The sequence below is a fragment of the Nocardia anaemiae NBRC 100462 genome (genome assembly GCF_001612725.1).
GTDB classification, from domain to species: domain Bacteria; phylum Actinomycetota; class Actinomycetes; order Mycobacteriales; family Mycobacteriaceae; genus Nocardia; species Nocardia anaemiae.
Genome location: NZ_BDAZ01000025.1, coordinates 64,388 through 81,855, shown reverse-complemented (window position 1 = coordinate 81,855; position 17,468 = coordinate 64,388). Strand labels below are relative to the sequence as shown.

The following is a 17,468-nucleotide window of genomic DNA, read 5'->3' as shown; positions in this document are numbered from 1 at the left end:
GTAAGGACCGCTGGACGGGTCGAGAGGGTGGGGATGGACCGAGTGGAGTTGATGCTGCTCGCGGTAGCGGTGCGAACCGCTGGGCGGGACCTCACGAGCACCGCGCACTGCGATGCCGAAACGATGGGTGGTTAACCCATGGGGTTCGGCATGTTCGACTGGAGCGCAGGGGATCTCGGCTCCGCAATGTTGGAAAGTCTCACCGACTGGATCGCGGGGGACGAGCGCAAACCGGGTGTCGATCCCGCCGCCGTGCAGACCAGATTCAATCAGCAGCGCGACGGTGTTCGCAGCACCGCCAGTGGCATCGGCTTCCAGGGCGACTACCGACCGCGTTCGGTCAAGAGCCGCGACGACTTCGATACGCCGACTACCGCACAGCTGCGCGAAAAGGTCGACAAGATCGATCTCACCGCCGTCGACAATCTCGCCACCGCATGGAACGAAATCGGCAAACGCGCCGAAACCTCGTTGAATACCTTCAACGACGCGATGAAGCGCGCGACCGACGAAAGCATCTGGAAGGGCGCATCGCGCAATGCCGTCGCCAAGGCGGTCAGCGACTACAGCACCCAGGCCGTGCAGCTCGCCAATGCGGCCAAACTGACCGGTAGCAAGGTCGCCGAACTGAAGACCGGTCTGGAGCCGACGAAAGCCCTTGTGCCGCATGCTCCTGACCTCCGGTCGAATGTCGAGAATGCCCGGCATTGGATCGCGGGCCGCGGGTGGCGCGATAACGATGAGGCCGAGAGCACCGCACATGCCGAGGCGGTCCGGGTGCTGAAGACCGTGTACGCCCCGGTGATCGAGGAGACCGACACCAACGTCCCGGTCATCCCGAAACCGGATAATCCCACCGCGAAGCCGGGCGAAACTACCGATACCGGACCGGGCCCCGGCGGCGGCCAGCCCGGTTCCACTCCGGGTGGCAACCAGCCGACGGAGAAGAAGGAGCCCACGAGCACCGAGCAGAGTCCATCCACCGATCCGTCCAGTACCCAGTCGACGGATAGCTCGACGACGCCCTCCACGAGCACCGAGCCGACCACGACTAAACCGGATACCACCGCGACCAGCCCGTCCTCGACCACAACGCCGACCACCACGGGTTCGCCGACCACCACGGGCAGCCCGAGCGGCACCCCCGGTTCGACCGCTCAGTCCCCGGGCCGAACCGTCACCGGCACACCGACCGGCACCGCCACGCCCGCCGCAGCGGCCACGACGACCGCGGCCAGCACGGGCCGCAACGGCATGTCCGGCATGGGCTCTCCCGGCAATCGCGGCGGCAAGGACGAGAACGAGTCCAGCAAGGGCGTCCCCGATTACTTGATCAACCAGCAGAACGGCGAAGAGCTCATCGGACTCGCCGAGGCACCGAAGACGGTCCCGCCGGTCATCGGCGAGTGAACAGCGTCAGACAGGAAGACCGCATGACAACCGCGCGGCGGTGGCGTTTCACCGCGCTCGAATTCCGAGTGCTCTGGGAATCGACCGGCCGGGATGTGCTCCCGTATCCGCTGCGACATCGTTCCACCGAGATCTACCAAGAGGATTCGGATCGGCTGCGCCGGGCTGCCGCCGAGGTGGTGGTGCCGCAACTGGACGAGGATCTGGTGCGTGCTGTCCAGGTCCTGCTGGCGCCGGAGGCCAGGGTGGAGGTGGCGGGCTTCCGCGGTCCGCGCAACGAGCACAAGATCCGCGCGCACGGCGGCGTGCATTTTCAGCACGGCGCACTGGCGATCCAGCAGCCGGGACCCGATCACGAACACGGCGGGGATGTGGACCTGCTGTTCCTCTCGGCCGATGATCTGGCCACCGCCGTGGTCGATGTATTGCCGGAATCCCGTCCGGGACAAGGTAAACCGATGCAGGTGCCGGTCGAGGAATTGGAGAAGCCGCCGCCGGTGGTGCGCGACGCGTGGCGGCCGACGGTGCGCGAGGAGTTCGACAAATTCTTCCGTCGGCCGACGACCGCCACCGTGCACGTCGGGGTGTATCCACTGGGCAGTGTGGACAATCGGCATACCAAGGGCCGCAAGGACTTCCAGATCACCGATTTCGAAAATGACGGCCGCTACGTGAGTTTCGGCAGTCGAACCGTGATCGTGAAGCCGACCGATCGCCAGCGCATCACCGCGACGCTGCGCGAAATGATCGGCCGCACAGTCGAAGAGGTCCGCAACGGCGATCATTTCGCACGCTGAGGGCTCAGCCTTCGACCTCGCCCAGAATCCCGAGCACCACATCCGAGGTGTAGAACGGCTCCAGCCGCTCGCGAATCAGCTTGCCCAGCACACCATCGCGCTTCGCACCCTCGATGACGGCGGGACCGTACCGCAGGATCTCCTTGGCGATATCGTCGCCGGACAGCCCGAGTTCCGGCAGCATCGCGGCCAGCGTGTAATCGCCGTACTTGGTGAAGAAGACATCCACGCACTCGTCCACGAGCAGCCCGAAGTACTCCTTTTCCCTGGTGGTGATCGCGATCTCGTAGCAGAGCAGTACCAGTTCGTTGAGATCCTTCTGGGTCAGATACTCCCGCAGTCCGCTCACCGGCTCATCGGCATGCAGATCCCAGAACTCCATCGCGGCATCGTGCACGGGTGCGTCGCGCAACATCTCGCGAATCGCATTGTTGGTGCGCTTGAGTGCGAAGACCGCGCCCTTGCCCGCCATATCGCCGATGAAGGTGCTCTCGGTGGCCTTTTTGGCGGACTTGGCCGCCGACTGTCCCATGGAGATCAGCGATGAGACACCGGGAATCTTGCCCGCGATCTGCTTATTCGCCTCCATGAAATCGGAGATGAGCTTGTCGACGAACTTGGATGCGACGGTGGCGACCAGCGGGCTCTCGGTGAGCCGCTCCAGAATGCGCTCCTGCGCCTGGTGCATGCCGAAGATCTTCTCCAGCAGCGCCTCGACCGGTTCGCGGTCGACCACCTGACCCAGGGTGTAGTCGTTGTTCGCGGCGATATTGTCGTAGATCGAGTCGGCGAATACCCCGACCATATCCGCGATGACCGGACTGCCGCCGATCAGATCGATGACCGTGCGGACCGTCTCCTTGGCATCGTCGATGCCGACGATGTCGCGGAAGACGAGGGTGTCGGCCACCCCGAGCACCGATTCCACGTCCCGGGCGACGACCTCGGTGAAGCGCTCGCCGCTCACCTCGGCCAGCAGGAATTCCACTTGGGCATCGAGTAGCCGTTCGGCGATCGCACGCGGCTCGCTCATCGAATACCACCATCACATTCGTAGTCCGTGGCGCTCGGTCAGCTTACGGATCGTTCGATTCGACGTCGTTGCCGTGCAACGATTTCCGTATCTGAGCCAGACGCTCGCGCGCCGCTTTCTCGCGCGCCTCCCATTGTTCGTCGGCGCTGCGGCCCGCGGGAGTCTGCCGGTCGAGTTCGCCCATCCCCTGCGCGGTGCCGAAGCGCTGCTCGACCTTATCGCGAACTGACTCAAAAGTAGGTACGCCTTCGGACGAATATCCGCCCACATCCGGGCCGGACGGGATACCGGTCGGCGGTACCGGTACCGCCGGTACCGGAGAAAAGCCTCCGACCTGCCCGGATGCACCGGCGCCCGAGTCCTGGTCATGCGAATGCGGCGTCACAGTGGTGGGACTCACAGCCGCTTCAGCGTTCGCATGGCCGAGTCCGGCGGCCTCCGCGACCGCGGTGTGCACCCACGAGAGCCGGGGTCGCCCCGCGGTGGCGGTGCCGAGTACCGCCAAAAGTTCGTCATCGGACAGTGCCGCGAGCCGCGCGGTGATCTCACCCAAATCGCTCATATCGCCAGGCTACGCACGAGCGCGATCAGGGGGTGAGCAGTTCGCTCGCCCAAGAACGGATCAAACCCTGCCAGTCGACTCCGGTCGACATGATCAGATCGTTGTGATGCCCGCCGGGAAAGACCACCAATCGCTTCGGCTCGGGTGCGGCCGCGTACAGCCGCTCGGCATGCCGCAGCGGCAGGAGTTCATCCTGGTCGCCGTGCATGATCAGGACGGGTGCGCGCAGCTTGCGGATGCGACGCAGGCTCGGATAGGCGTCCGGGACGAATGGACTGGGCAGGAAGGGATATACCGAACGGGCCGCGTCACGCAGGCCGGTGAAGGTGGACATCAGTATCAATCCCGTGGGCGGATGCTCGGTCGCCAGTTCGAGCAGTACGCCGCCGCCGAGCGATTTACCCAGATAGAGCACGCGATCCGGATCGACGCCCGGCTGCTCCAGTAGCACCCGCCGGGCCGCGTGGGCGTCGAGATAGGTGCCGTACTCGGTGGGGCGCCCGGTGCTGTGGCCGTAGCCGCGATAGTCGAAAGTCAGGACATCCAAACCGATTTGGGTGAGCAGGGCGTAGATCGGCACCCGGTCGCCGATATTGCCCGCATTGCCGTGTGCGAACAGGACGTGCCCGATCGAACGTGCGGCGGGCAGCCACCAACCCTGCAGCGTCTCGCCGTCGGGCGTACGGATGGACAACTCGGTGTAGTCCAGGTCGAGGATCGACGGCGTCTGCACGATCAACCGATCGGGCATGAAGGTCAGCGCATTGAGGATCGGACTGGCCGGATGTCGCATGCCATCGTTCTTACCCGCAACCCGCCACCGCTGCGCGCCGACTCCCCGAACGCACTACACCTCGACGACGTCGACGCCCTTCCAGAACGCGACCCGATCGCGCACCTGCTCGGCCTCCGGCTTCGGATCCGGGTAGTACCACGCGGCATCCGGATTCTTAGCGCCCTCGACCTCGACCGTGTAATACGACGCGAGCCCCTTCCATCCGCACACGGTATGCGTATCGCTGTCCCGGAAGTACTCCGTCTTCAAAGCCTCCGCCGGGAAGTAATGATTACCCTCGACCACCACGGTGTCGTCACTCTCGGCCAGCACCGTGCCATTCCATACGGCTCGCACACTCATCGAATCTCCCACCGTCGCATCGAATTCCGCCGCGGACAAACCGCAGGTAGCGGGTGTAACCCAGCCCACACCCGCCCTATTCCCGGCGGCCGATATCTCCGATCGTGCTCGCGACGCTGCGCACAATCTCTGCGCACCGGTTGCCCGTGATGAAAGGGTGCGTTACGGCCGATGGCCGATCAGGGCCTTGGAGGCCGCACGCCGCGCATGGTCTCTTGCGCTTATACGCCGAGGCCCGCCTTGAGGGCTGGCCAGGATTTGGGCAGTGCGGCCTTCCAGTACGGCCACGAGTGCACGCCGACGGCGGCGTAATCGATGGAGAGGTCGGCGCCGAACAGTTTCATGGCAGGTGCGGTGGCGAGGGTGCAGTCATGCGAGATCTGTTCGATCTCGTTCGCCCGGATCGGGTCGTTCGGCCACGACCAGCGATCGTCGAATGGGGCATCGTCGGGGCCTGGCACGCCGGTGCCGACGTACAGGTGCACCGGTTTACCGCGCAGTGCGTCGAGGTGCTTGCTCGGATCGTGGGCCGCCCACTCTGGATTGCCCGCGGTGCCCCACATGTTGTCCGGGTCCCCACCCTTGGATTCGACCACGGGACGTACCGAGAGCTGCCCGACACCGTCGGTGGAATAGCAACCGCTGAATGCGGCCAGGGCGCGGAACATATCGGGGTGCCGCACGGCCAGAATCGCCGCCGCGCCCGCGCCCATCGAAAGTCCGCCCACCGCGTAGACCCCATTGCCTTTCAGCTCGCGGTCGATCAGCGGCGGCAGCTCGGAGGTGAGAAAGGTTTCCCACTTCTGATGCCCGAGTTTCGGGTCATCCTTCAACCAGTCGGTGTAGTAGGTGCCCCCGCCGCCGACCGGCATCACCACATTGACCGGCTTGTCGGCGAAGAATTCCTTGGCGCCACCACGCAGCGTCCAAGTGCTGGCCGACTGCGATTCCGACGCCCCGTTTCCGTCCAGCAACAGCAGGGTCGGACGCGATGCCGATTGGTTCGCCGGTACCAGCACATCGAGGTGGATGGTCCGATTCATCGCGGGGGAGCGAACGTACATCTGCCATTGCTGCGCGGAGGTGTGCTCGATCCGCTCGACGGTCGCGGCCGCATTCGCCTGCGGCGCCGCGACGATCAGCGGCGCGACCGCGACCGCCATGGCCGCGGCGACCGCCGCCATTCGCCGGAACCCCCGGCTTCCTCGCAACACCGACATACGCAAACCCATGTACATCCTCATCGACGGTTGGCCTCTGCCGGAGGCCGTGGAATTTTCGCGTCGACAATGCCATGAAGCGTCATGTAATCGGGGATATCGGATTCCCACAGTTGGTGAGTCGACTGCGGCATCGACTGGTGAGGGTTTGTCGAGGGTAGTGGAATGGTGGTTGTCGGCGCCGTGTCCGGCGACCATTTCACTACCCTCGATGGGGTGGGGCGGCTTGGGCTGGCGGTGCTAGGGCCGGGTGAACTCGCCGTTCTGGATGCCTGCGGTGAAGGTGTCCCACTGGGTGGGGGTGAAGACGAGCGCTGGGCCGGTTGGGTTTTTCGAGTCACGTACTCCGACCAAGCCACCGTCGAGGTGTGCGACCTCGACGCAGTCCTTGCCGCTCGCGCTCCGGCTGCTCTTGAACCATTCCGCACCGGACAAGTCAGCCATCACGCTGCGTACTCCTTTGCAATCGCCACTAGGAGGCTTCGGGTGTCGTTCTCGCTCAACGCTACTCGGCACATGTCGGCATACGCAGACATGTACTGCTCGACCTCACTGCTCTTGTCCAAGTAGAGGGCGCCAGTGAAGCCCTCCACGAAGATCACGGGCGGCTCCTTCAGCGCCGGGTTCGGATGATCGGGGAACTCCATGCAGACGAAGTCTTTAGTGGTCAGCCCCAAGTGATTCGGTGCGTCGAACGGGACTACCCGAATCGAGACGTTCGGGCGATCCCCCGCCTCGATGAGTCGTTTCAGCTGACCTTCCATGACTTCATCGTTACCGATACGGTGTCGCAACACGGACTCGCTCAGCAGCACTTCCAGCGTGAAATCCGAATCGTCGAGCCGGTTCTGGCGGTTCGCGATCAGTTCAACTTCGCGATCGACATCAAGTGGTCGGCTCGGCTGTGCCTTGGATATCTCCCACATGGCACGCCGGTAGCCGGGCGTTTGGAGCAAACCTGGCAGCAATGTCGACTGACATGAGATCATGCGCCTGGCGGATTGCTCCAGCCCGAAGAATATCGCGAAATCCGGAGCCATGGCGTCGGTGTACGACTGCCACCATCCGTCCTTCCGGGACTCCTGAGCGAGCCACAGCAGAACGCGTCGATCGTCATCACTGGCTTGATAAAGGTCGCAGAGTGCGTTGATGACCATCTTCTTGACTTCGCTGCTGCGACCGGATTCCAAGCGCCACAGCGTTTGTGAGCCCATCTCGCACGCCTGGGCGGCTCGCGTCCGGCTCATCTTGCGCTTCTCCCGCAGGTCGCGCAGTTGCCGTCCGAGCACGCGACGCGGCAGAGTCGTGTTGTTCGATTCGGTCGACAAAGTAATGCCACCCACCCTTCGTTAGCGTTACTCGCAGTCATGTCAATCTAGATGGAATAGTCAGTCTGTTTGGAGCGAATTCGATTCGGGCCGAATCGAATTGGAGGGCTCCCACCGTACCTGCTCGGTGGTTTACTGGCTATGCATCAGACGGTATCTCAGTGCCCGGCGCGGAACGGCGCCGCCGGGGCATGGGAATTGACTTGACGGGAGGCGAATATATGCGAGGAGAAAGACATCCGAACCTTTTCCGGTTATGAGATGAGCTACCGTAGCGGCACGGGGCGGAAGTGTTTGCGCCTAGGCGTATTCAGAGGGGACGCTTTGACGGATGGCAAAAGCGAGTCGACGGTGCGATTGCTTTATTCCCCGGTTGATTCCGTATTGGTGTTGAAGTGGACAGAGTTGGTGACGTCCTGACCAGTGATCCGTTTGATAGATAGAGCCATGATCTGGCCCATATCTTTAACGACTTCCATGTGTTCGCGAATGATGGCGTCGATCGAGTTGGGTTCGCCGCTGGCCTGTCCTTTGAACGCCTTTGCTAGATCATCGGCCATGTGGAAATCGCCGAAGCCGGAAACGAACTGCGCTTGCTGGGCATACCGCAGGATGCTCTCCAGATCCGTGACGCGCTGATCACACGCTGCTAGGCATTGGCGTGCGGCCTCTTCGCTGTCCAGATACAGCTCCCCGGCGTTGGCCTGCTCGGCAAAGCGCTGCCATAGGGCCGTTTCTACCTCACTCAATGGATGCCCCTCGTCTCATTATTTCGGCAGTACCGGCACGATCGGTTCGGCTGCTCGCCGTAAGAGTCCGCACGGCTCATCGGGGTGATCGAGAGACGCGTGATTGCTCAACTTGATGGTGACGGCACCCTGCGCGGCCGGAAACGCCACGTCGCACATCAGATCGTATGAACCGCCTTCGATGCGGAACTGGCGGCCCTTTCGCCCGGCGATGGTCACATCCTGGAACTCGACATTGCCGGGCTTCTTCTCGAACTCATCCATGGCGCGACCGGTGGAAAAGACCGTGACGGCATACTTCGATCCGTCCCATGCACAGATCTCCCACCCGGATTGGTGGACGCCCGCGATTCCGCTTTCCTTGGTTGCTGGTTTCACTCCCGCAGCGGTGAGCACATCATCGGGGATCTGAGTGCACGGATCGAACAACTTCACCGGCGCCGCACTCGTCGCACTGCTCGCGCTCGGATTGCCGCTCTTCGAACTCCCGCACGCGACCAACCCCGGCAGGACGGCCGCCGCGAGCAGTAGAAACTTCCATCGGTGTGCCATCCCCGCCCTCTCTACCTGCGACTTCTGAAGATCTTGACCCTATCAAACGATATGGGGGGCAATGGTGGTCGCGATGGCGCGCGGGCTTCGAGGATTCGGTGCAGAATCGTGCGCGTTGAAATACTCGGCAACCCTGTTCTGCGACGGCCGTCACGTCACACCTTCGTCCGGTGAGTTGTGAGCGGATCGATACCGCGGAAACGCTGGATTACCAGCGTGTATACAAATCTGCCCAATGTCTGTTTTGTCTGATTTTCGCGTTGACAGTGGCATACCCCTGCAGCAGGCTGCTGCGTGACTTTCCGTGCGTTCGCGGTGGAGCTGTCACGGCTTGGCAATCGGAGGAGCAGGGTGGTGCGTTTACGTCAACGGTCGGAAAAATCCGGTGGCACACCGGACATGACCGCCGACCCCGGAGGTGAACGCCAGGTTGCCGGGAACAGAATAGTGCGACCGCGCACGATCAGGGGGCAATTGGCCCGAATCCTCGTCGTCTCTTTGGTTTTGGTGCTCGCGCTGCTCGGTGTGACGGTCGCCCGTGAGGTCGAGGCTTTCCGCGACAGCGGTGACACCGTGCACGCGGTGTCGCTCGCACTGGTCGTACAGGATCTGGTCCAGGAGGCGCAGCGCGAACGCGGGCTCACCAACGGCCTGCTCGGGGGCGATATCCGGCTGGCGCAGGCGGTGGCCGACCAGCGGGTCGAGACGAATCGGGCGCTGGCCGCACTCGGGGCGGCGGCGGCCGGGAATGCGCCGGGCGCGGACCGAGTACGTTCGGCGATCGGCCAATTCGACGCGTTCGATGCGATGCGCACGCAGATCGATGCCCACCGCGCCAGCAGGCAGGCCGCCTTTCAGTTCTATACCTATGGGATTTCCGCGCTGAATCGGCTGACGCTCGGGCTCGATCAGGCGCGCGACGCCGAGGTTCGGCACGGCCTGGAGGCGCTGTACGCGCTCGGCGAGGCCAAGGAGCAGACGGCCAAGGAACGCGGCTTCCTCAATGGCGTGTTTGCCGCCGATGAGTTCCGCAATGGCGAATATGTCGAATTCCTCGATATCCGCGCCGCCAAGATGGCCGGTCTCACCGCTTTCGCGCGGGACGCGACCGCAGCACAGCAGGCCCGGCTCGATGCCGCGCTGCGCAGCGAAAATGCGGTCAGGGCAGGCGAATCGGAGCGGATCGCGATCGCGTCGAGCGCCGGTCCGCTGGTGCGTTCGGTGGATCCGGGCACCTGGTGGGCGCAGATGACGGCGGTCATCGATGAGCAGCGCACGGTGCAGCAGGCGGTCGGTGACGATGTGCAGCGGCGCGCGGCGGCGCTGCGCAGGGAGGCGTTCCTGACGCTCGGCGGCTTCCTGCTCGCCGCGCTGCTCGCCATGGCCGCCGAGGTGGCGCTGGTCTTTGCCAGTGTGCGCGCTATCGTGCGTCCACTCGCCGAGCTGGCGGCGGAGGCCGATGATGTGGCCAATCACCGGCTGCCCGGGGTGATCGCGGCGTGGCGGGAATCCGATGACGCCCAACCGGATCCGCCCGCAGCGGTGCGCACACCGCGCGGGGCCAGCATCGAAATCGCCGCCGTGGCAGGTGCATTGGACGGTGTGCAGACCACCGCCTTCGAATTGGCTTCGGAGCAGGCGCTGGTTCGCCGCAATACCACCGAATCGATGGCGAATCTGGCGCGGCGCAACCAGAATCTGGTTCGCCGTCAGCTCGGCCTGATCAGTGAATTCGAACGCGAGGAACTCGATCCCAAGGCGCTGTCCAATCTGTTCGAGCTCGACCACCTCGCCACCCGCATGCGGCGCAATGCCGAAAGCCTGCTGGTGCTGGTGGGTGCGGGAAGTCCGCGCCGCTGGGCCGAGCCGATCGCGCTCACCGATGTGATTCGCGCCGGGCTGTCGGAGGTCGACGACTATCGCCGGGTGGTGCTGCGGCGCGTGGACGATATCGCCATCACCGGCGCGGTGGTCAGCGATCTCGCGCATATGCTCGCCGAGCTGATCGAGAACGGATTGGCCTTCTCTCCACCGGATATGGAGGTGGAGATCTACGGGCGCAAGCTGCCCACCGGATATCTGCTCGCGGTGGTTGATCACGGTGTCGGCATGCCGGTGGCACAGTTGGACGAGGCGAATGCCCGGCTGCGCGGCGAGACCGATTTCGTCGTCGCGCCGACCCGCTACCTGGGGCACTACGTGGTCGGCCGGTTGGCACGGCGACTCGGAATCGATGTCGAGTTGAATGTGTCGCCGGTGAGCGGAATCGTCGCGCGACTGCTGTTGCCCGCGGGAATCATTGCGGGAGAGAAGGATCGGCGCGTTGCCGGGGAGCGGCGCGAGGCGGCTGCGGGGTCTCCCGGAGTGGTGCCGGGTGCACAAGATGCTGCCGAGTCGGCGCCGGGCGGCCCTGTCGGTGATTCGAGGGGACATCTTGCGGGCGAGGCTGTTTCGGCGAGATCGGCGCTCGACGCGCCGAGGCACGGTGCGCCGCGCAACGGTGCCCCGGTCAACGATGACCGGATCCATGGTGATCCTGTGAGCGGCGCCCCGATCGGCAGTGGTCCGAACGGTGCTCCGGTCGGCGAGGGGACGGCCAACGGTGCTCCGGTGGGTGGTATGCCGGTCGATGGCGGTTCGGGGCGTGGGATTCGGGTCAACGGTGACCGGACCCACGGTCATCCTGTCAACGGCGCCGCGATCGGCAGTGGTCCGGTCAGTGGTGGTCGAGTAGATGGCTCCTCGCCCAGTGGTCGTTCGATAAGTGGCACGCCCACTCGCGGTTCTCGGGTAAATGGTGCTCCGGTTGGGGGCATTGCGGACAATGGATCTCCAGTCGGTGGTGCTCCGGTAAATGACGCTCCGGTTGGTGGCGTCGCAGTCAACAGTGCTCCGATCGACGGTGCCCCGATTACCGGCGGTCCGACACCTGTCGCGCCGACACATCATGCGCGAATGACTGGCGGGTCCGACCCCGATGGATCCGGGCCCCGGAAAACGAGGTCCGGTGGACACGCGCATACACGACCGGGATTCGCGTCGCCGACATCGGTGCCGTTCGCCCACTTCCTTTCCACGTCGGACGATTCCGGTGACGGTGCCGTGTCCACCGGGAGCGGGCGCGATGGAACCATGCCGATCGGCGATATGGCCGCGTCAGAGATGACCGGCTCGCCAAGGGGCAATGGAACTGCGAACGATGAGCCCAACGGATCCCTGACCAGCCTGCGCGCAGTCAACGGATCCGATCACCCTACCGACAGCGCACCCACGACCGGGGAAACGCGGCCCGCCGCATCTTCGGCGAGCGATGCGCTGTGGCGGATACCCGAATCGGCAACAGCGGCACCAGAATCCGCTGCAGCTGATGTGCAGCGGACCCGGAACGGATTGGTCAAGCGCAATAAGCGGGCGCGTGGCGCCGGAAGCGACGGCGCGCCAACGGTTCTTACCCCGAGCCCGCCGAGCGCTCCGGCAGTCGAACGCTCACCCGTCGAAATCCGCAGCATGCTCGCGTCGTTCCGGGCCGGGCACGAGCGCGGCACATCGGCACCGCCGCGAGCGGAGACTGACGAAAACACCCCGTGCGTCACGGATTTGGCGCAAACCTCGGCTTCACCCACCACCGCAGAGGAGATTCGGTGACCACCCACATACAGACCGCGGACCCACATACCTTCAACTGGATGCTGGCCAATTTCGTCCGCAATACCGACGGCGTCCGCGACACCGTCGCCGTCTCCTCCGACGGCCTGCTCATCGCCATGTCCGATGGTCTGGACCGCACCGGCGCGGATCGACTCGCCGCCATGGTCTCCGGCCTGTCCAGCCTGGCCCGAAGTGCTTCGCGCAGTTACGCGTTCGACGGACTCAAGCTGATCATGATCGAGATGAAGCGCGGCTTCCTGCTGGTCTCCGCCCTCGGCGACGGCAGCTGCCTCGGGGTCATCGCCGACGGCGGCTGCGATGTCGGGCTCGTCGGCTACGAGATGGCGGTGCTGGCCGAACGCGCCGGTGCCCTGCTCGACCCGGCGCTCATCTCGGAATTGCGCGAATCGTTGCGCAGATGAGAGATCCATACCGGCCGCGGTTGCCGGACCCGCGGATGATCCCGGTGAACCAATCTTTCGGCTGGCTCGCGGCCAATCCGCCGCTGAAAGACAGTCCGGATGACTTCGACGACCGCTTCGTGCGCCCGTTCGTCGTCACGGCGGGACGCACCACGCCACTGATCGACGGGCTGCGCATCGAAACACTGGTGCGGGCAACGCCTGCCGCGCTGTCCGCGCCGCTGCATTTCGAACAGCGCACCGTCGTTCGGCTGTGTCAGCAGCCGCATTCCATTGCCGAAATCGGGACGGCGCTGCACGTTCCGGTGGGCGTCGCGAAGGTGATCGTCAGCGATCTCGCGGCCGCCGGGCATGTTTCGGTCCGGGACGCCCCCGAACTTTCCACCGCAGCCATCGAGAGGATCAGGGACCTTGTACGGGCACTCTGAATATCGGACACCACCGGTCGAGCGGCCCATGCCCTCGTCGGTCAAGATCGTGATCAGCGGCGGATTCGGTGTCGGCAAAACAACATTCATCAGCGCGATCTCCGAAATCGAGCCGCTGGTCACAGAGGCGGCGATGACCGAGGTCGCCATCGGCGTCGACGATCCGGGCCATCGCGCGGATAAGACCCAGACCACCGTCGCGCTCGACTTCGGCCGCATCACCCTGGACAGCTCGCTGATCCTCTACCTGTTCGGCACCCCCGGCCAGGACCGCTTCGTCTTCCTGTGGGACGACCTGGTCGACGGCGCGCTCGGCGCGGTGATCGTGGTGGACACCGGCCGCGTCGAGGACTGCTACCCGGTGCTCGACTACTTCGAAGAGCACAACACCCCGTTCGTGGTGGTGGTCAACCGTTTCGAACAGGGCGAGCACTTCGAACTCGACGAGGTTCGCGAGGCACTCGAGCTCGACGAGTGGATCCCCATCCTGGAATGCGATGCGCGAGAACGGAGTTCGGTAAGGGATGTGCTCGTGGCATTGCTAGAACAGGTCTTGGTCCAGCGTCTGTCCGCACCGCCCCTGCAAGCCCGCGAGGTCGTCTGACCCCATAACCTGGCGCTCGTGGGTGAGCACAAGGAACGGATGCTGCGCGGGGAGTTGTACCGGGACAGCGATCCGGAGTGGTGGGCCATGAGGCGCGCAGGCAGTGCTGGGAGTCGGCGGCGCTGATTCGGATCGGCAACGATGTGTGGTTCGGCAGCGGGGTCATCGTGTGCCCGGGCAGATTTTCGCGAGACCACCGATGAATTCCGGATGGACTCCCCGTCTTTGCTGGTGATCCGTTCGACACAAGGAGATATCAATGAGCAACGGCAAGGATTTCACTCTCACCCACGTCGCCATTCTGGTCGGCGATCAGGATAAGGCGCTGGAGTTCTACCGCGATGTCATCGGCTTCGAGGTCCGTCAGGATATGCCGTTTCCGGGCGGTCGCTGGCTGACCGTCGGTCCGGCGTCGCAGCCGGGGATCGAATTCATCCTGGAGAACCCGGAGATGAATCCGAACGAGGCCGCGCGCGAGGCCGCCGAGGCGCGGCTGGCCAGCGGTGCGCAGGGCACGTTGATCTTCACCATCGAGGCCGTCGACGACACCTTCGCCCGGCTGCGCGACGCGGGTGTCGATGTCGATCAGGAGCCGATCACCCAGCCGTACGGCGTCCGGGACTGCGGCTTCCGCGATCCGTGGGGCAACCACCTGCGGTTCTCCCAGCTGCTCGGCTGAGTCCGTCGCACTCGCCGATGCCGAAGCAGGTCGGCATCGGCGAGAACCGCCCGAGGCGAATGTCACCGCCAATGGTGTGGCACCGGGCACTAGGGTCGAAATATGAGCCAAGCGCGGATCGAGACGGAACAGGACGCGACCCGGCCCCTGCGCGATGACATTCGGTTTTTGGGCGGTGTCCTCGGCGATACCATCCGCGATCACGAGGGCCCCGAGGTCTTCGACCTGATCGAGCGGGTGCGGATCGAGGCGTTCCGGGTGCGCCGCGAGGAGGTCGAGCGCAGCGCGGTGGCGGAGATGCTGGATGGCGTAGATATCGCGGTCGCGCTGCCGCTGATCCGCGCATTCACCTATTTCGTGCTGTTGGCGAATCTGGCCGAGGATATCCAGCGTGATCGGCGGCGGGCGGCGCATGAGGCAGCGGGGGAGCCGCCGCAGGATTCCTCGCTCGCGGCGACCTACCGCAAACTCGATGCGGCGGCACTGGATGGCACCGAAGTCGCCGAGCTGCTCGCCGACGCCTTGGTCTCGCCGGTGATCACCGCACATCCGACCGAAACCCGCCGCCGCACCGTCTTCGATGTGCAGACCCGCATTACCGAGTTGATGCGATTGCGGCAGCGCTATACCGAAACCGAGCGGGCGCGTGCGGATCTGGAGCTGCGGATCCGCCGCCAGGTGCTGACGCTGTGGCGCACTGCGTTGATTCGATTGCAGCGCTTGCGGATTCAGGACGAGATCGCGGTCGGTCTGCGCTACTACGACATCACATTGTTCAACGTTATTCCGGCGATCAATGCGGAAGTGCGGGCGGCGCTGCGGTCCCGCTGGCCGGGCGCGGAATTGCTGCCGCGGCCGATCCTGCGCCCGGGATCGTGGATCGGTGGCGACCGCGACGGAAACCCTTATGTGACAGCGGATGTCGTGCGTCAGGCGGCATCGCAGGCGTCGGCGGTGGCGTTCGGACGGTATCTGCACGAGCTGGTGGAGCTGGAGAAGTCGCTGTCGCAATCGGCGCGGCTGGTGCTGGTGACACCGGAGGTGGCCGCACTGGCCGAGGCCGGTTATCCCGATCCAGCGGCGCATTCGGATGAGCCGTATCGCCGTGCGCTGCATCGGATTCGGGCGCGCCTGTCGGCATCGGCAGTCGCAGCGCTCGGCGAATTGCCCGCCGACGGGCTGGATATGGGCGCTCCGGCCTATCCGACGCCACAGGCGGTACTCGACGACCTGGATGCGGTGGACGTCTCGATGCGCGCCAGCGGTGACGGTCTGCTCGCCGATGACCGCCTGGCCGCGCTGCGATACGCCATCGAGACATTCGGTTTTCATCTGCAGGGCCTGGATATGCGGCAGAACTCGGAGGTGCACGAACAGGTCGTTACCGAGCTGCTGGCCTGGGCCGGGGTGCATCAGGACTATGCCGGTCTCGCCGAGTCGGAGCGGGTGGAACTGCTCGCCGCCGAGTTGCGTACCCGGCGTCCGCTGCTCGGCCCGCATGCGCGGTTGAGCGAACTCGCCGCCAAAGAGCTCGACATCGTCCGTGCGGCAAGGGATGTCGTCCAGACTTTCGGTGCTGAGGCGGTGCCGAACTACATCATCAGCATGTGCACCTCGGTCAGCGATATGTTGGAAGCGGCGCTGCTGCTGAAGGAGGGCGGGCTGCTCGATCCCGGCGAGCCGGAAGGCCCGCCGAGTTGTCCGGTGAATATCGTGCCGCTGTTCGAGACCATCGAGGATCTGGGTGCCGGTGCGGCGACCTTGGCCGCGGTGCTCGATGTTCCGGTGTATCGAGAGTTGGTGGCCGCCAAGGGAATGCGTCAGGAGGTCATGCTCGGATACTCCGATTCCAATAAGGACGGCGGGTATCTGGCCGCCAACTGGGCGCTCTATCGTGCGGAGCTGGATCTGGTGGAGGTGGCGCGCAAGACCGGAATTCGGCTGCGGCTCTTCCACGGTCGCGGTGGCACGGTCGGTCGCGGTGGCGGGCGCAGCTATGACGCGATTCTGGCCCAGCCCGTCGGTGCCGTGCGGGGCTCGCTGCGGTTGACCGAGCAGGGTGAGGTGATCGCGGCCAAGTACGCGGAATCCGGTGCGGCGCATCGCAATCTGGAGTCGTTGATCGCGGGCACCCTGGAGTCGACACTGCTCGATGTGGAGGGGCTCGGTCCCGATGCCGAGCCGTCCTATGACCTCATGGACGATCTGGCGGCGCGTGCTCGCGCGGCGTATGCCCGGCTCGTGCACGAAACACCGGGGTTCGTCGAGTATTTCCGACAGTCCACGCCGGTCGCCGAGGTCGGTGACCTGAATATCGGCAGTCGCCCCGCCTCGCGCAAGCCGACGAATTCGGTGAGTGATCTGCGGGCCATCCCGTGGGTGATGTCGTGGAGTCAGGCCCGCGTCATGCTGCCGGGCTGGTACGGGACCGGTGCCGCGCTGGAGGAGTGGGTCGCCGGTGATCCCAACCGTTTGGCGGTGCTGTCCGACCTCTATCGCCGCTGGCCGTTCTTCCGGACGGTGCTGTCGAATCTGGCCCAGGTCATGGCCAAGAGCGACCTGGATATCGCCGCCAGGTACGCCGAACTCGTCGACGATGTGACCTTGCGTGAGCACATCTTCGGGATGATCCGAGACGAGCACGCCCGCACCATCCGCATGCACGCCGCGATCACCGGCAACGATCACCTGCTCGCCGATAACCCGTCACTGGCGGAGTCGATCCACAACCGCTTCCCGTATCTCGAGCCGCTGAACCAGATGCAGGTCGAGTTGCTGCGGCGGCTGCGGGCGGGCGACGATTCCGAACTCGTCAAACGCGGCATCCTGCTGACCATGAACGGACTCGCCACCGCACTGCGCAATTCCGGTTAGTGCTTCCGGATGTAGTCGAATGGT

General features: G+C 64.7%; 18 protein-coding genes. 9 read left to right on the top strand and 9 right to left on the bottom strand.

The annotated features are described in order from the left end of the window. Nucleotides 1–150 precede the first annotated feature (150 nt). Complete coding sequence (locus NA5_RS16630) at nt 151–1,410, top strand: hypothetical protein (protein WP_157110453.1); 1,260 nt, start codon at nt 151–153, stop codon at nt 1,408–1,410. Nucleotides 1,411–1,433: 23 nt separating this feature from the next. Beyond that, nucleotides 1,434–2,207, top strand: coding sequence for an ESX secretion-associated protein EspG (locus NA5_RS16625; RefSeq protein ID WP_062987206.1), 774 nt, complete (start codon nt 1,434–1,436; stop codon nt 2,205–2,207). 4 nt (nt 2,208–2,211) lie between these two features. On the opposite strand, the gene NA5_RS16620 is transcribed toward NA5_RS16625, so the two are convergent. The 9 genes from NA5_RS16620 to NA5_RS16580 form a co-directional block, all read right to left on the bottom strand. Continuing rightward, on the bottom strand, nt 2,212–3,240 hold the full coding sequence (locus tag NA5_RS16620) for a hypothetical protein (protein ID WP_062986783.1): 1,029 nt from the start codon (nt 3,238–3,240) through the stop codon (nt 2,212–2,214). A 43-nt stretch (nt 3,241–3,283) separates the two neighbouring features. Further along, the gene (locus NA5_RS16615) at nt 3,284–3,802 is read right to left on the bottom strand and encodes a PspA/IM30 family protein (protein WP_174555237.1); all 519 of its coding nucleotides are present in this window, start codon (nt 3,800–3,802) and stop codon (nt 3,284–3,286) included. 25 nt (nt 3,803–3,827) lie between these two features. Continuing rightward, on the bottom strand, nt 3,828–4,595 hold the full coding sequence (locus NA5_RS16610) for an alpha/beta hydrolase (RefSeq protein WP_062986781.1): 768 nt from the start codon (nt 4,593–4,595) through the stop codon (nt 3,828–3,830). Between the two features lie 54 nt (nt 4,596–4,649). After that, nucleotides 4,650–4,940, bottom strand: a complete 291-nt coding sequence (locus NA5_RS16605; protein WP_062987202.1) for a DUF427 domain-containing protein — start codon at nt 4,938–4,940, stop codon at nt 4,650–4,652. A gap of 221 nt (nt 4,941–5,161) precedes the next feature. Next, nucleotides 5,162–6,124, bottom strand: coding sequence for an alpha/beta hydrolase (locus tag NA5_RS16600; protein ID WP_062986779.1), 963 nt, complete (start codon nt 6,122–6,124; stop codon nt 5,162–5,164). 276 nt (nt 6,125–6,400) lie between these two features. Then, the gene (locus NA5_RS16595; protein ID WP_157110452.1) at nt 6,401–6,607 is read right to left on the bottom strand and encodes a DUF397 domain-containing protein; all 207 of its coding nucleotides are present in this window, start codon (nt 6,605–6,607) and stop codon (nt 6,401–6,403) included. Beyond that, entirely contained in the window at nt 6,604–7,503 is a 900-nt protein-coding gene (locus NA5_RS16590; RefSeq protein WP_157110451.1) for a helix-turn-helix domain-containing protein, read from the bottom strand. Before NA5_RS16590 ends, NA5_RS16595 begins: the two co-directional genes overlap by 4 nt. 347 nt (nt 7,504–7,850) lie before the next feature. Next, nucleotides 7,851–8,237, bottom strand: coding sequence for a hypothetical protein (locus NA5_RS16585; protein WP_062986772.1), 387 nt, complete (start codon nt 8,235–8,237; stop codon nt 7,851–7,853). A gap of 18 nt (nt 8,238–8,255) precedes the next feature. Further along, complete coding sequence (locus tag NA5_RS16580; protein WP_062986763.1) at nt 8,256–8,789, bottom strand: DUF3558 domain-containing protein; 534 nt, start codon at nt 8,787–8,789, stop codon at nt 8,256–8,258. A 354-nt stretch (nt 8,790–9,143) separates the two neighbouring features. On the opposite strand from NA5_RS16580, the gene NA5_RS42225 reads away from it, so the two are divergent. The 7 genes from NA5_RS42225 to ppc all read left to right on the top strand — a co-directional run bounded on the left by NA5_RS42225 (nt 9,144) and on the right by ppc (nt 17,444). After that, a complete protein-coding gene (locus tag NA5_RS42225) occupies nt 9,144–12,434 on the top strand; it encodes a nitrate- and nitrite sensing domain-containing protein (protein WP_245672261.1) in 3,291 nt (1,096 codons plus the stop codon). Continuing rightward, a complete protein-coding gene (locus NA5_RS16570) occupies nt 12,431–12,859 on the top strand; it encodes a roadblock/LC7 domain-containing protein (protein WP_062986761.1) in 429 nt (142 codons plus the stop codon). Before NA5_RS42225 ends, NA5_RS16570 begins: the two co-directional genes overlap by 4 nt. After that, the gene (locus tag NA5_RS16565; RefSeq protein WP_062986759.1) at nt 12,856–13,287 is read left to right on the top strand and encodes a DUF742 domain-containing protein; all 432 of its coding nucleotides are present in this window, start codon (nt 12,856–12,858) and stop codon (nt 13,285–13,287) included. The genes NA5_RS16570 and NA5_RS16565 overlap by 4 nt, the downstream gene beginning before the upstream one ends. A 28-nt stretch (nt 13,288–13,315) precedes the next feature. After that, on the top strand, nt 13,316–13,891 hold the full coding sequence (locus NA5_RS16560) for a GTP-binding protein (protein ID WP_062986757.1): 576 nt from the start codon (nt 13,316–13,318) through the stop codon (nt 13,889–13,891). Nucleotides 13,892–13,909: 18 nt separating this feature from the next. Further along, nucleotides 13,910–14,017 (top strand): maltose acetyltransferase domain-containing protein, encoded by a 108-nt coding sequence (locus tag NA5_RS43565; RefSeq protein WP_503826374.1) that lies wholly within the window; start codon nt 13,910–13,912, stop codon nt 14,015–14,017. A 133-nt stretch (nt 14,018–14,150) separates the two neighbouring features. Then, nucleotides 14,151–14,570, top strand: a complete 420-nt coding sequence (locus tag NA5_RS16555) for a VOC family protein (RefSeq protein WP_062986755.1) — start codon at nt 14,151–14,153, stop codon at nt 14,568–14,570. Nucleotides 14,571–14,672: 102 nt separating this feature from the next. Then, nucleotides 14,673–17,444 (top strand): phosphoenolpyruvate carboxylase, encoded by a 2,772-nt coding sequence (gene ppc / locus NA5_RS16550; RefSeq protein WP_062986753.1) that lies wholly within the window; start codon nt 14,673–14,675, stop codon nt 17,442–17,444. Nucleotides 17,445–17,468 lie beyond the last annotated feature (24 nt).

Bases quoted from the DNA above. Each gene is read 5' to 3' on its own strand.
- NA5_RS16555 (WP_062986755.1), top strand. From the start codon at position 14,151: ATGAGCAACGGCAAGGATTTCACTCTCACCCACGTCGCCATTCTGGTC.
- NA5_RS16615 (WP_174555237.1), bottom strand. From the start codon at position 3,802: ATGAGCGATTTGGGTGAGATCACCGCGCGGCTCGCGGCACTGTCCGAT.
- NA5_RS16565 (WP_062986759.1), top strand. From the start codon at position 12,856: ATGAGAGATCCATACCGGCCGCGGTTGCCGGACCCGCGGATGATCCCG.
- NA5_RS16630 (WP_157110453.1), top strand. From the start codon at position 151: ATGTTCGACTGGAGCGCAGGGGATCTCGGCTCCGCAATGTTGGAAAGT.
- NA5_RS16580 (WP_062986763.1), bottom strand. From the start codon at position 8,789: ATGGCACACCGATGGAAGTTTCTACTGCTCGCGGCGGCCGTCCTGCCG.
- NA5_RS16625 (WP_062987206.1), top strand. From the start codon at position 1,434: ATGACAACCGCGCGGCGGTGGCGTTTCACCGCGCTCGAATTCCGAGTG.
- NA5_RS16605 (WP_062987202.1), bottom strand. From the start codon at position 4,940: ATGAGTGTGCGAGCCGTATGGAATGGCACGGTGCTGGCCGAGAGTGAC.
- NA5_RS16610 (WP_062986781.1), bottom strand. From the start codon at position 4,595: ATGCGACATCCGGCCAGTCCGATCCTCAATGCGCTGACCTTCATGCCC.
- NA5_RS16560 (WP_062986757.1), top strand. From the start codon at position 13,316: ATGCCCTCGTCGGTCAAGATCGTGATCAGCGGCGGATTCGGTGTCGGC.
- NA5_RS16600 (WP_062986779.1), bottom strand. From the start codon at position 6,124: ATGGCGGCGGTCGCCGCGGCCATGGCGGTCGCGGTCGCGCCGCTGATC.
- NA5_RS16620 (WP_062986783.1), bottom strand. From the start codon at position 3,240: ATGAGCGAGCCGCGTGCGATCGCCGAACGGCTACTCGATGCCCAAGTG.
- ppc (WP_062986753.1), top strand. From the start codon at position 14,673: ATGAGCCAAGCGCGGATCGAGACGGAACAGGACGCGACCCGGCCCCTG.